The 13,518-nt window shown below is 45.4% G+C and carries 12 protein-coding genes; 7 read left to right on the top strand and 5 right to left on the bottom strand.

Annotated features, from left to right (window positions below; genetic code table 11):
* Positions 1 to 10: 10 nt before the first annotated feature.
* Entirely contained in the window at positions 11 to 1,216 is a 1,206-nt protein-coding gene (locus IPL83_09065) for a hypothetical protein (protein MBK9039293.1), read from the bottom strand.
* Positions 1,213 to 3,051: a SpoIIE family protein phosphatase gene (locus tag IPL83_09070; protein MBK9039294.1), complete on the bottom strand. Its 1,839-nt coding sequence runs from the start codon at positions 3,049 to 3,051 to the stop codon at positions 1,213 to 1,215. Before IPL83_09070 ends, IPL83_09065 begins: the two co-directional genes overlap by 4 nt.
* 119 nt (positions 3,052 to 3,170) lie before the next feature.
* Here IPL83_09070 and IPL83_09075 point away from each other — a divergent pair, with 119 nt between their 5' ends.
* The 5 genes from IPL83_09075 to IPL83_09095 all read left to right on the top strand — a co-directional run bounded on the left by IPL83_09075 (position 3,171) and on the right by IPL83_09095 (position 7,785).
* Complete coding sequence (locus IPL83_09075; protein ID MBK9039295.1) at positions 3,171 to 4,361, top strand: hypothetical protein; 1,191 nt, start codon at positions 3,171 to 3,173, stop codon at positions 4,359 to 4,361.
* Between the two features lie 36 nt (positions 4,362 to 4,397).
* Positions 4,398 to 4,799, top strand: coding sequence for a hypothetical protein (locus tag IPL83_09080; protein MBK9039296.1), 402 nt, complete (start codon positions 4,398 to 4,400; stop codon positions 4,797 to 4,799).
* A gap of 126 nt (positions 4,800 to 4,925) precedes the next feature.
* On the top strand, positions 4,926 to 6,206 hold the full coding sequence (locus tag IPL83_09085; protein MBK9039297.1) for a DUF4082 domain-containing protein: 1,281 nt from the start codon (positions 4,926 to 4,928) through the stop codon (positions 6,204 to 6,206).
* Between the two features lie 145 nt (positions 6,207 to 6,351).
* On the top strand, positions 6,352 to 7,104 hold the full coding sequence (gene gpmA / locus IPL83_09090; GenBank protein ID MBK9039298.1) for a 2,3-diphosphoglycerate-dependent phosphoglycerate mutase: 753 nt from the start codon (positions 6,352 to 6,354) through the stop codon (positions 7,102 to 7,104).
* Between the two features lie 330 nt (positions 7,105 to 7,434).
* Positions 7,435 to 7,785: an RNA-binding protein gene (locus tag IPL83_09095; protein MBK9039299.1), complete on the top strand. Its 351-nt coding sequence runs from the start codon at positions 7,435 to 7,437 to the stop codon at positions 7,783 to 7,785.
* A gap of 84 nt (positions 7,786 to 7,869) precedes the next feature.
* Here IPL83_09095 and IPL83_09100 read toward each other — a convergent pair whose 3' ends face one another.
* Complete coding sequence (locus IPL83_09100) at positions 7,870 to 8,496, bottom strand: YceI family protein (GenBank protein MBK9039300.1); 627 nt, start codon at positions 8,494 to 8,496, stop codon at positions 7,870 to 7,872.
* 35 nt (positions 8,497 to 8,531) lie between these two features.
* On the bottom strand, positions 8,532 to 9,140 hold the full coding sequence (locus IPL83_09105) for a hypothetical protein (protein MBK9039301.1): 609 nt from the start codon (positions 9,138 to 9,140) through the stop codon (positions 8,532 to 8,534).
* A 238-nt stretch (positions 9,141 to 9,378) separates the two neighbouring features.
* On the opposite strand from IPL83_09105, the gene IPL83_09110 reads away from it, so the two are divergent.
* Positions 9,379 to 10,746 (top strand): aldehyde dehydrogenase, encoded by a 1,368-nt coding sequence (locus tag IPL83_09110; protein MBK9039302.1) that lies wholly within the window; start codon positions 9,379 to 9,381, stop codon positions 10,744 to 10,746.
* 31 nt (positions 10,747 to 10,777) lie between these two features.
* Here the strand turns inward: IPL83_09110 and IPL83_09115 are convergent, their stop codons facing one another.
* On the bottom strand, positions 10,778 to 11,617 hold the full coding sequence (locus IPL83_09115; protein ID MBK9039303.1) for a 6-carboxytetrahydropterin synthase: 840 nt from the start codon (positions 11,615 to 11,617) through the stop codon (positions 10,778 to 10,780).
* Positions 11,618 to 11,829: 212 nt separating this feature from the next.
* Here IPL83_09115 and IPL83_09120 point away from each other — a divergent pair, with 212 nt between their 5' ends.
* On the top strand, positions 11,830 to 13,509 hold the full coding sequence (locus IPL83_09120; GenBank protein ID MBK9039304.1) for an AMP-binding protein: 1,680 nt from the start codon (positions 11,830 to 11,832) through the stop codon (positions 13,507 to 13,509).
* Positions 13,510 to 13,518: the final 9 nt, after the last annotated feature.

Consider the following 13,518-nt stretch of genomic DNA (forward strand, 5'->3'; position numbering starts at 1 on the left):
ACAAAAACCATTAATCAAATTCCCACCCGAGGCGAGCTTCTAGGTTCGAGAATAAAAAGGATTGAGTACCATCAACAGAGGAGCTACGGTTCCCGGTGGATTGGAAATACCTGTCGGTGAATCCCGTAAAATCATACTTTTGATATTGACCGTACCAGAACATTCCGAACCTCCAATTTTCCATCCAATGATAGACGAGGCCAAGAGAACCATCGAAAGCAAGATCAGGTCGCACCTTGAGTTCATTGCGAAAGGAAAAAGGATGCTGATATCGTAGAAAGGTTTCAATCGTCCACTCCCGATTGAAATGAAGCCGCCATATTCCGCCGATGGCACCCATAAAAAAGGCATTTGATTCGATGGAAGCAATATCTGGTTCGGTCGTACTGGAACGAGATAAAAACGGAGCCTGGTGGTATTGAAGACCCATTTGCAGGCCCAATTCAGAAGCAAATTTCTTATATGTCCTGCGCCACTGAGGATCAACGTAGGTAAAATCTCCGGATAAGCAAGTCCAGGCGTAGGACCCCTCAGATATTTGGACGGCTGCTGAAGAATTGGTTTCTCCTGGCCATCGGTTGAAAGTTGTTTGAAAAGCCCACTCACTATTGAGGCTTCGAACGAATTTGGCATAAATCGTCGGACCATCAATGCTTTCAAGTGTTAAGTTTGAAGGAATATCCTTACTTTCTTGATTGTATCTGAGAAAATTCATTCCAATTCCACCCCAAACTTCCCTTTTACTCAAAAAGTGGGGTAAGTCTTGATGAGTTGCCAAACTGCCTGGGCTCAAAGAGTCACTTCCCGCAGCATTTGGTGGCGGAGCGATGTTAATTTGATAGAGCTTGCTCTCGGCAACTGAAAACTTCACTTCAATCGGAAGCTGCACAATACCAAGGGGCATTTCCAGATTCAGAAAAAAGTTTCCATTTTTGTCTGCATTCACCGATTTCTCAGACATGATCTCATTCGCGCCAATCACTTCAATGTTTTCTGCGTCTGTTAAAATCGAAATTTCATCCGATGCGATCTCTATTTGTGTACCCGGACTGGTCTTTCCAGAAAGAACGGCTCGAAACCGATGAGGTTTCCTCGAGGACTCAATTTTGGGCTTGTACCAACGAATATAGGATTGTGAGATGTTCTGAGCTTCACTCAAAGAGCCAAGGAAAAAACAAAAAAATACAATAATGATGACGAACTGTCGCGACATCATGAAACTTTAGACCTCGATACGATAAAGTACGTGATATCATCAGTTAGGACGGAATCCCCCCTAAAGCTCTTCAATTCACTTTCAATATGCCCTACTGTCTCCATCAAACTCATCTTCTTATTGCTGCAGTCAACAAGACATTTGATAAACGGGCGTTCTCCCCATTTCTTTCCAGTCTTGTTGGTGAGTTCGGTCACACCGTCAGTGAATAATACAATTCGATCGTCAACTTCCAGCACAATCTCGGCGGTTTCATAACGACCATCCCGACTTTGTCCCAATCGAGGTCCATTGACGTGGTTGAGACTCCTGATATCGTTCTTGGTCAATCCCTCCTTGTTCGGCAAGAGAAAAGGCGGGTCGTGACTGGCTCGAGAATATGTTAATAGCCCCGTTTGATGATCATAAATGCCAAGAAAGAACGTCATCATCACAAGACCATTTGCCGTATCGTAAATGGCTTGATTAAAGAGAGACATCATTTCTCCGAGAGAAATATCTGGAAATCTTTCAATGACGCTCGCAGCACTTCTTGCAGCTGAAGTAATGAGTGCAGCGGCAACCCCATGACCAGTGGCATCGCCAATGCAAATCAAAGTCCGATGACCCATACGAGTGTAATACCACCAATCGCCAGAGCATTCATTGGCTGGCTTGTAAAAGCCTCTTATTTCAAGACCGCGTTCAACCAAGTGATCTTTTGGAAACAGCGTGGCTTGTACAATCTGGGCCGTTTTTAGTTCCCCCTCCATTCTCACCTTCTCTGCCGTCTCTATCATCAGTCTCTCAATTTCCTTAGCCATACTGTTAAAACCAACAGACAGAGCTCCTACTTCGTCATTTCCCACAATGTCCACAGATACTGCAAAGTTCCCATTTCCGATTTCGTGTGTGGCACTTAATAATCTTTTCAGCGAAGAAGTGAGGGACAAGCTAGCAAGTACGCTGAGACAGACCGTCACACAGAACAGAAATGCCAAAAATATGACTGACTTTAACATGATCGCCTTTACCGAATCGAGTGCGGCAGATTCACTTACTATCGATACAACGACGAGATGACCCAGGCCCACACTTGCCATCGATACCAAGAGTTTTTCTCCCTTGGAGGTCTGATGCCGAAAAACCCCTTCAGGCGATTTCATCTTTTTGAGGACCGCTTGAATTGATTCGAGAATCTCATCTGAACTCGAATTGTAGGTTTTGACGGACGGAGACATGACCAACGAACCCGTCTGAGACACCAAATAGGTATCCTGCATCTGGGCTGATTCGAAGAACCCTAGAAAATGACTGAAGTTCAGCGATGAAATCACTGCCAAGGACTCCTCGTCTTTCCCAAAGCGAAGTCCTAGAAGCCATTTTGATTTACCGGGCATTTGGTAAACCGCAATCTCATTTTCAAAAACTGAGGAGCTGAGGATCTTGCTCACCTCCTTGATTTTCTCAAATTCATCAATTTCAACAGAATTCTTTTTTAGAAAGGATTCTATTAGGAATTGATCCCCACTTGCCTTTCGAGAAAGAACCAGAATGGCTTCGAATTGATTTTCCTTTTGGTAATTTGATTCAGAAAGTCGATTGAAGCCATTTTTATGAAGATCAAATCCATCCATCAAGAATTTTACTCTATCGGAGAGGTAATTCACCTCTGCTCTGATTTGTAAGGCGGCTGACCTTGAGTAAGCTAAACTTGAGTCCAGGACGTAGGCTATCTTGTCTCGCTCAAATTCCCTCAGAACTGTGAGTCCATAAGCGACGAGCATTGTGCCCGTGAGAACAACCAAAAGTAAGGTGAGCTTATACTTAAGCGACAGATCTCTCAGCCATTTCATCAAAATATGTATCGGTGAATTGGAGCGTTTTGCTGTGGTCCAGATCTGACTAATTGATTAAAAAGAAAGCGGAAAAACGACGAACTATGAGAACGCCTTAATTGCGAAAGGATGGTTTTTTGCGACTAGACCCAAAATTCAATTTCTTAGATCGCATGGCACTTTGGGCAGGGCTTTTTGGTGCAATCCTCACTGGAATGCTCCTGTGGCAGGGAGATTATATTGTGCGCTATTTCCTGATGAAAAATCATGACCAAGTTGAAATCGGCAGGATTTTGAGATTGAATGGTGATGTGAGGCGAAGATTGGACCAAAGCCTCAATTGGTATCCAACAGGCCAAAGCGAATGGCTCTTCGACGGGGATAAAATTTTTACGGGTCCAAATTCAGACATTCAAATGAAAATTGGTCCGACATCGATTCTGAATCTGGAATCAAACAGCCTCGTGACCTTGCGAGCTCAAGGCAATGAGTTGCTTCTCGATCTAAAATTGGGTTCCCTTTCAACTTCGTCCAATTCCAACCAAACCATTCGATTGCTACACCAGAATAAAGTCACAACAATTCGGACCACCGACACTTCTTCTGAGATTCACATCGAAAAGTCAAAGGACGGAGATTTGAGTATCATCAGCAACACGCAAGAAGGAGAAATCGAAGTCGAAGTGGCGGGACAGAAATCTCGCCTAAATAATTTTCAATCCCTCAAGATTGAAAAGGAGGAGGACAAGTCCTCAGTCGAGCCTATCCAATCTATCGAAGCTGTTTCGGCGGCCCAACTCCCCGCTCGGTGGGTGAGGGACGCCGATTCAAATGATCCTTCTCAAACTTCTGACTCCATTCAAAAAATCACTCTGAGATTCAATTCTCATATCGATCTTCGAGTGCCCGCGAGCGTACAAAGCGGCATTGTTGAATATCCAAAGTTAGCTTGGAGCCCTCTCCTCGGAGTCGCCGATTATGTTCTGGAATTGAGCACCAAGCGAGAATTTTCAGACCCACTCCAAGTCAACGAAGCTCTGAAAGACCACGAATTCATTTGGACAAACGTCAGACCAGGGCACTACTTTTGGCGAGTTAAAGCTCTGGGTTCTCAGGGAGATATTTTGGATATCAGCCCAACGAAGGAACTCATTGTCCAAGTTTCTGCGCCTGAGATAGACCCTATCAAATTGGGTAACGAGAGCACTGACCTCGTCTCAAAATTGAATCTGGAAAAAGATATTCTGATCAGGTGGGCCAAAACTCCCATGGCAAGTAGCTATCGCATTATCTCGGGCGAAAAAAAGCATCTTAACCAGAAGAAATGAGTTTTTTCTGCCACTGCCCCCAATCGAGAATCAGAAGTGAAAATAGCCGCTGTCGATGAATTCGGAGCTGTTATCAGTGATTTTTCGAAGGAGCGTATTTATTACCAGCGCAGTCTTATCTTAAAGCCCCCCACCCTTCTGCGACCTGCCTCCCGAACAACTCTGCTCTCCTTTGACCCGCAGCAAGTAAATCCTCTTCTCTTTTCCTGGATGAAAGTGCCAGAAGTCGGAGAATACGAGATTCAGATAGCCCGAGATCCACTGTTTGAGAAGATCATTTTTACCGCAAAGACGATGACAAACAGGCTCATTTTCAAAGGTATCCTGTCTGAAAGTGAAACCTATTGGCGCATAAGATCTCTGTTTGAAGCAAATGTCTCAAACTGGTCTGAAACGAGCAGCTTCCAAGTTCAAGGACCGGAGGCAGAGGGCATATAAAGCCGATCTAAAATCAAAATCAAAATCAAAAATATATGCGGAAATCTCAATAAGACTCAATTTATAGAAGAAAATTTCATCGAGCTCACATCTCCTCCCGCATAGTCTTTGGTCCGATAAATCAATATGCTGAGAACTTGGATCGTCTTCATTTTATTTCCGCTTTTTATCTTCGGTTGCAGCGCCAAGAAGGAAATCTCAGGCTTTCTGGGTGACACCACGCCGACAACCGCGCCGACGACCGAGCCGACTCCCGTGAATTTGGGAAATTTTGCAATCACAGGAGTCTCCGGCGGAACTGATGTGACAAAGGATGCTTGGCTCAATGGCAACAGTGCCAATCCTTCCATCTCTTGGACTGCTTCCTCAAACGCCTCCTCGTATGACATCACTGTTTATGAATACGATGGAAGCACGACCAAATGTAGCCTGGTCAACGTTTCGACCTTAAGTAATGACTTTTCCTCTTGTGCTCTGACAGACCAAACTTCCTACAAAATCAAAGTCACAGCCAAGACCTCAGGAGATTCAATAAAGCAAGCAGATAACAATTTCTATGTCTTCACATATTATTCTTTACCGGTAGGAGATAATAGCGTCTTTTCGACGACAACCATTCCCGGCGGTCTCGAGGCAGTTGATAACCAGTCGGTCGAATTGGGAATGAAGTTTCAGTCAGATATCAACGGCTATATTCTTGGCGTGAGATTTTACAAAGGAATAAATAACATTGGAGTTCACAGTGGCACTCTCTGGAATAGCGCTGGAACTTCGCTCGCTACAGTTAACTTTTCGGGAGAAACAGCTTCGGGATGGCAACAGCAATTATTCGCCACCCCTGTGGCGATTTCAGCTAATACGACCTATGTCATATCCTATCATGCCCCTCTTGGCCTATATTCTTATGATCACAACGGCTTTGCTGCCGATGTTGCAAACTCTCCCTTGCGGGGACTTGCAGATGGGTTCGATGGAGACAATGGACTCTTTTTATACGATCCACTTTCGGTCTTTCCGACCAACACATTTAATAAATCCAATTACTATGTCGACGTTGTTTTCGGACTTCCTTTTAACACAGCTCCACTGCCTTTTTTGATCACCGGAATCACGGGAGGCACTGATGTTGTCCTTGATGACCAACTTCAAGATGTCGTCGCAGGTCCAATATTGAATTGGGCTGATACGGTGGGCGAGACTTCCTACGACGTCACTATCTTTGCTGACGATGGAACGACCGTGATCTGCGCCACGGTGAATGTTCCTGCGGATGCGACTCAATATAATTTTGCTTCTTGTACTCTCCCACAAAACACCTACTACAAAGCCAAAATTATCGCAATTGATGCGGCTGGAACCACCAAAGTGGCGACGAATGCTCTATATCGATTCTTCGCTCCACCCTGACTCTCCCCCACCAGGTATGAGAAAATATGAACCCGGTCGTCTTGCAGGATCAATGAATCAATGCTCTGCGAGTTGAAATTCATTGGAATTTCGGTGTAGTGTCCTCCACTCAATTTTATATTCTCAACAAAAAGGGTGGTAGACCATGGATAAAGCTTATAAACTCGTTTTGCTTCGTCACGGTGAAAGCACTTGGAACAGCGAAAACCGCTTTACGGGATGGACCGACGTAGACCTCTCTGAAAAAGGTCGGGTTGAGGCCAGACAAGCTGGACAGCTTCTCAAGAACGAAAAATATGAGTTCGATTTTGTATTCACCTCAGTTCTGAAGAGAGCGATTCGCACTCTATGGACCGTGCTAGATGAAACCGATCAAATGTGGCTCCCCGTTGTCAAGAGTTGGCGTCTGAATGAACGTCATTACGGCAGCCTCCAGGGACTCAATAAGATCGAAACGACCGAAAAATATGGAGAGAATCAAGTTTTTACTTGGAGAAGGAGCTTTGATATCCCTCCTGATGCCTTGATTCCCTCCGACCCCAGACATCCCTCTCAAGATCGCCGATACAAAGAGGTTGATCAAAAGGATTTACCGGCCACAGAAGCTCTCAAACACTGCCAAGACAGGGTCCTGCCTTTTTGGAATTCAGAGATCGCCCCGGCCATCAAAAGTGGAAAAAGAGTTCTCATCGTGGCCCATGGAAACAGCCTTCGAGCTCTGGTTAAACACCTCGACAAAGTCTCTGATGAGGCAATTGCCGATTTGAATATTCCAACAGGCATACCCCTTGTTTACGAGCTAGACAAAGGTCTTAAGCCACTGAGGCACTATTACCTCGGAGATCCCGAGGCAGCCGAAAAAGCCGCCAAAGCCGTTGCCAATCAGTCCAAAAAATAGAAAATGCAGAGCCTATATGTCAATTCGGGTGGCGTAGGTGGCTTTTGGCGAGTGGAGCCGTACGCCTGCCCCAAAGGCGATTTCCCCCAAAAATGGCAAAAAACACCAAAGCGCGCCAAAATACACCCGCCGCCCCCCGGTTTTCAATTTATTTGGCCAAGCGTCGTCGGCGCAGCACCAAAGATAAACTTTTTTTAAAGGAGGGGGTTGTCCCAATTTGGTGGGTCATGTTATTCCTCCTTCTGTAAGTAGAACGGCTTCTAAATGACAGTCCTGGCAATGGTTGCCTTGGTCCTCTTTAGTGGCGCACCCGGCATTAATGGAGGCTTTATGGGTAAAAAACTCTACGTTGGCAATCTTTCTTATTCAACAACTGACCAGGAGTTGGCTGATCTTTTTTCTCAGTGCGGAAATGTTGATTCTGCTCGTGTGATTATGGATCGTGATTCTGGTCGCAGCAAGGGTTTTGGGTTTGTGGAAATGTCTAGCGACAATGAAGCAAATTCGGCCATTGAAAAGCTGAATGGATCCGACTTCGGCGGACGCAATCTGACTGTTAACGAAGCTCGTCCTCAGGCTCCCCGCAGCGGCGGTGGTGGTGGCGGCGGCGGCGGTTATGGAGGCGGCGGCGGTGGCGGCGGACGCGGTGGACGCGGCGGTGGTGGCGGCGGACGCTACTAATCCTTGACCAAATTGATTGTTTAATTCGTAAACCCCAGAATCCTCTGGGGTTTTTTATTTGAAATTCATTTGAGATTTTTTTGTCTAGTTGGAAATTGAATCTATTCCAAGTGTCTTATCTGCACGAATTTGGAAATGCAATTCCACTTTATCAGCAACGCTTGCCAAAATACCCATACCGAGCTTTGGAGGGGAAATTCCCAGTTCAGTAAATTTCCTTGTGACCGACCCATTTGCAATCTGGATGTTATTTTTAGAATCCACAGTAACGTTTGCTGACACGGGAAATGACGAGCCTCCAATCTCCAAATTTCCCTCTAATAAAAAAATCTTCTTATCCAACAAAGCCTGCCACTCTGGCTTGGAGCGTCCTGAAGTTTTGAAGCTTATTTGCGGGAAGCTCTCGGCCTTAAGAATTTTTTGAACGTCCCGGTCTCGTTCACTTTCACCCGATTCAAAACCGCGAGCCTGAACCTGCATCTCAAAGTGATATTTTTCGTCAATTTCAGGAACAATCTGTGTAGACACCTGGCAGTTATATCCAATGACATTAACACGATGTATCATCAAGATTTTCTTTTTTGTTTTATAGGCCACGCAGTGGGAGGTAACGTCAAAAAGAGAGTCGCTTGCCAACCCTAGTTCGGACCCAAGACTTAGAGCGAATGCCGCAGCCAAAAAAAACCGTACTTTGATCAGGATGTCAAACACAAAAAACTCCTCAGGATTTCTCAGCGCAATAACAGCTATTGGGCATTTTTAGATTCAAGCTTTCTGCTATCCACTTTTTGTTGCGCTTCTAGGTCGTGTTTACGTGATGCCATCGCAGCGTCACAGATATCGATTTTTTCGCTGTACTCATCCTCACGCTTCTGCAAGATCTGTTTGTATTCCTGAAAACGCTTGATTCGGTCTTTGATAAATTCCTCGGAAACCGCGACTATTTTTTTCTTTTCATCGATGCCTACTTCATATTCAGCTTCTTTGTCAGATACACGGTCCATGGGTTCAGTCCAAATTAACTTTCCATCACCACCATAGGCTTTTGAAGTCAGTTTTATTCTGCATTGCTTTAGAACCCCATAAAGCCCCTCTGACCCGAATTTTCGATTTCCATAAACACGATCTTCCGTCTCAAAAACTTCGTTCTGCAACCGACGCAACTCCTCGTTCATGAGGACCTTCTTCTGGACGACAAGATTGCCATCTTTTACCCCAATTTGTTCCTCTCCGCCAACCGAGGAGTTATTCTCAATTTCAGTGTCAATTTTTCTTGCACGATTCGGGTTGCTTGCGCAACCAAAACCCAAATAGCCAAAAGTGAGAGACAGGATAAGAATACGCAAATTCGTCATTGAATTCCCCTTCATATTTTTCCATTTTTTCGGATTTCCCACCCTCACATGGTACCCTAGCCTAAAAATACTGGGAAAGTTCTTTTTCCCAATAATACCAAGCACAATTTACTTGAGCTTTTTGTGTTTAAAGTTAATCTTGAAAACGTGCCCAAACACTGATTTTCTCAAAATTTGCACTGAGAATAGCTACCGACACTGTGACGCCTGCCCCTCCCCAGGCGGTTAGGGGTGATACTTGAGTTCTCTAACTCTAAATCTACAAAACCAAAAGTTTTTTTTCCAAACGGGAAAGACACTCGATCTCAGATTTCGTCAAGAACAACTTAAAAAAATGGAAAGGGTCCTCATTGCCAATGAAACTCGTCTGCTAAAATCTTTGCATCTCGATTTAAAGAAATCTAAAACTGAGGCCTGGTCCTCAGAGCTTGCAGTGATCTTGAAAGAACTTCGCTTCGCCCAATCAAAATTGCGATCTTGGGCTCGACCTCGAAGAGTCGCCATTAGTCCGTTTCTTCAACCAGGAAGAGGATATGTGCTTGCGGAACCCTATGGCCAGGTTCTTATCATGGCCCCCTGGAATTACCCCCTTCATCTTTTGTTGTTACCTGCTGTCGGAGCTTTGGCCGCGGGCAATGTTTTGACGCTCAAACCGTCCGAACTAGCTCCACACACCTCGAAGGTCATTCGAGAGATCATTCAGGAAAACTTTCCCAGCGAATATATTTTAGTCTTAGAGGGCAACTTGGATTTCAGTCAAAAACTCCTTCTGCACCCTTTCGACTATATATTCTTTACGGGAAGCTCGCGGGTCGGAAAGATGGTCATGTCTGCGGCGGCTCAACATCTCACGCCAGTGACTCTTGAATTGGGAGGGAAGAGTCCCTGTATAGTCGATGCCACCGCAAACCTTAAGATCGCAGCGCGGCGAATAGCCTGGGGGAAGTTCTATAATGCGGGGCAAACTTGCATCGCTCCCGACTATCTTTTAATTCACAAAGACGTGAGGCGCCCATTTCTTCACCTACTCGCCGATTCAATTGAGGAATTCTACACACTTCGTCCCAAAGACAGCCCCGATTACGGGAGAATCATCAACAAATCTCATCTCGATCGACTCCTTGGCTATCTCAAAGACGGAGAAGTCCTGCTGGGTGGTGAGTTTGACCATGAATCGAATTATCTTGCACCGACGATCATCATCAATCCAGACCGAAACTCTCCTCTCATGCGAGAGGAGATCTTTGGCCCCATCTTGCCCTGTCTCGAATTCTCTCATATCCAAGAAGCTCTGGAATTGATCCAAACCTGTCCAAAACCACTCGCCCTCTATTTGTTCTCCAGAGACGTTTCCTTACAAACAAAGATCGTCAACCAAGTGCAGTTCGGCGGAGGCTGCATCAATGATTGCCTTGTTCAAGTCGCATCGCCCTCACTCCCTTTTGGAGGGATAGGATCCAGTGGGATTGGCCAATATCACGGGAAATACACATTTGAAACCTTCTCTCATCTCAAAAGCTTGGTAAAGAAATCCACTTGGCTGGACTTCTCCCTTCGATACCCTCCCTATAAAAACAAGTTAAAGTGGTTTCGGTTTCTTCAATGAATCCAAACGAAAAATTTAGAGAAGCCAGAAATTAAGACAACAGAAGAGCAGCAGACACACCTCTGTCTGCCTCAACAAATGAATTTTTGCGTGTCTCGCGCACAACCAAGTAGGAAAACCGAGTTCCCCAAACACCACGAAGTATTTCGCTCCATTTTTCGGTGAGAACTTCGCCTGAAGTGTTGCCCATGAGATCATTAAGATAAGTCAACCCATAGGGCTCAATGATATTTTTTCGAACAGTTTCATCCATCTCTCCCCGACTCATCACAAGCCCCGTCTGAATATCAGCGGCTCCCTCCACTGTTACCTCAATCCTGTATTCATGCCCATGAAGGGCTGAACACTTATTATAAAGAGCCAGGTTCTCCTCCCAACTCAAGTCAGGATTGTGATGGCGATGCACCGCCTGCAAGGAATAGGACCTGGTGAGAAACACAATTTCTTTGTCTTCCTCAACCAAAATATCGACCCAGGTCTTCTGTCCTTCGGAAAGGCGAAGTCGTGCCAACTGCGCTGAAGCTCTCATTTCGTTCAAGGTCTTCTTCATATTTCTGAAGAGGAATCCGGCCAAATTTTCCAAAGTGGGATTCAAGTCTCGAAACTCCGGAATCCTCTCATGGATGCATTGATGATCAAAAATTGCAGCCTGACTCCAGAGCAACTGATGCATCTCCTCCTCAGATAGGATCCAACCCGATTCGGAATCGATATTGTCTTCCAGACTGATCCAGAGTTCAAAATTGAACCCCGCAGCTTTTTCTCCTCCACTGGGACCAAAATGGAAGATATGTTCCACATCGCTCAGGTTCGCTTTTTTACAACGAACTGCCGCGCTAAAAAATACTCGATGACTCTTTACCGATCTCACTCAAGTGGTCCCATTTTGTGACTGTTCGGAAATCACTTTCTTTTGTTTACACCTGTCTGTCTTATCACTTTGATTTTCGAGATCCAATCAGCCACGAGTATTAGCTGCTCCGTGCCATGTCGTTTTTGTTTTCGCTCATCCTGGCACATGGTAGTCTCTCCGAGTTGCTACGCAGACATTTGGACTCAACAGATTTTCAAGAGGTTACCGCCATGGAAAAGTGCTGGTTGAAAAATTACCCTAAGGGTGTGTCTCCCGAAATAGATATCTCCCGGTATCAGAGCATTAACCAAATGTTCGATGAAAGTTGCCACAAGTTCGGCCCTAAAATAGCCTTTCAAAATATGGGAAGCACTCTTTCCTTTGAGGAGCTTGACGAAATGTCGGCAGACTTCGCATCCTTTTTCAGAAACGTCGTCGGATTGAAGAAGGGAGATCGAGTCGCCATCCAAATGCCAAATCTCTTGCAATATCCTGTCGTGATGTTTGGGGCCCTTCGGGCCGGACTCATTGTTGTGAATACAAATCCACTCTATACGGCCAGAGAGATGAAGCATCAATTCCACGATAGCGGAGTGAAGGCCATTGTTATCTTGGAAAATTTTGCCCATTTACTTGAAGAAGTGCTTCCTGAGACGGATATTAATACCGTCGTCGTCACACAACTTGGTGATCTTCTTGGTTGGCCAAAATCAATGGCTATCAATGCGGCCGTTAAGTACATTAAGAAAATGGTTCCGGCCTACAGCATTCCGAATGCTTATTCCTTTTACGAAGCGCTCGACCTGGGAGCAGAAAAAAAGATGGCTCCCGAAATTTGTTCAACTGATGATGTCGCCTTTTTGCAATACACCGGTGGCACGACGGGAGTTTCTAAGGGCGCCATGCTGACACATGGAAATATTCTCAGCAACATGCTTCAAATCGCCGCTTGGATGAAGCCTCAACTCGAAGAGGGCGAAGAAGTTGTCATTACGCCTCTCCCCCTTTATCATATCTTTTCACTCACAGTGAATTGCCTGACCTTTATTTACTATGGTGGAACAAACATACTCGTCACGAATCCCAAAGATATTGGGGCTTTCATCAAGCTTTTGCGGAAAACTCATTTTACTGTCTTCACGGGGGTTAACACATTATTTAACGGTCTGTTGCATCACCCTGATTTCGACCGTATAAATTTCAAAGGAGTAAAAATCAGCGTTGCGGGCGGCATGGCTTTGCAAAAGTCTGTGGCGACTGAATGGAAGAATCGGACCGGAACATCCATTGCCGAAGGCTATGGGCTGACTGAATCCTCCCCTGTCGCAAGCTGCAATCCAATTGATGGTCACGAGGTTTTGGGCTCAATCGGAATGCCTCTCCCCAGCACCATCATGAAAATCATCGATGACAATGGAGACCCTCTCCCGGTCGGACAATCAGGCGAACTGGCTATCTATGGCCCACAGGTGATGAAAGGCTACTGGCAACACCCCGAAGAAACAGCCAAAGTGATCATGCCAGACGGAGGGCTTCGCACCGGAGATATCGCGACGATGGATGAAAATGGCATATTTCGGATTGTTGATCGCCTCAAAGACATGATTCTTGTTTCGGGATTTAATGTTTATCCAAACGAGATCGAGGAAGTCGTCAGCAGTCATCCGAAAGTACGAGAGGTCGCTGCTGTTGGCATCAAGGAAGAGCGATCCGGCGAATCAGTCAAAATCTTTGTCGTAAAGAAAGATCCTACTCTTACTCCAGAAGAACTCCTCGATTATTGCCGCGAGAATCTCGTTGCCTATAAGGTGCCCAAACACATTGAGTTTCGAACTGAACTTCCCAAGTCCAATGTTGGAAAAGTTCTTCGTCGCGCCTTGCGCGCAGAATTTCACACTCCAGCTGTTTAGGACGAATGC

It is taken from the genome of Bdellovibrionales bacterium, from assembly GCA_016716765.1.
GTDB lineage: Bacteria > Bdellovibrionota > Bdellovibrionia > Bdellovibrionales > UBA1609 > JADJVA01.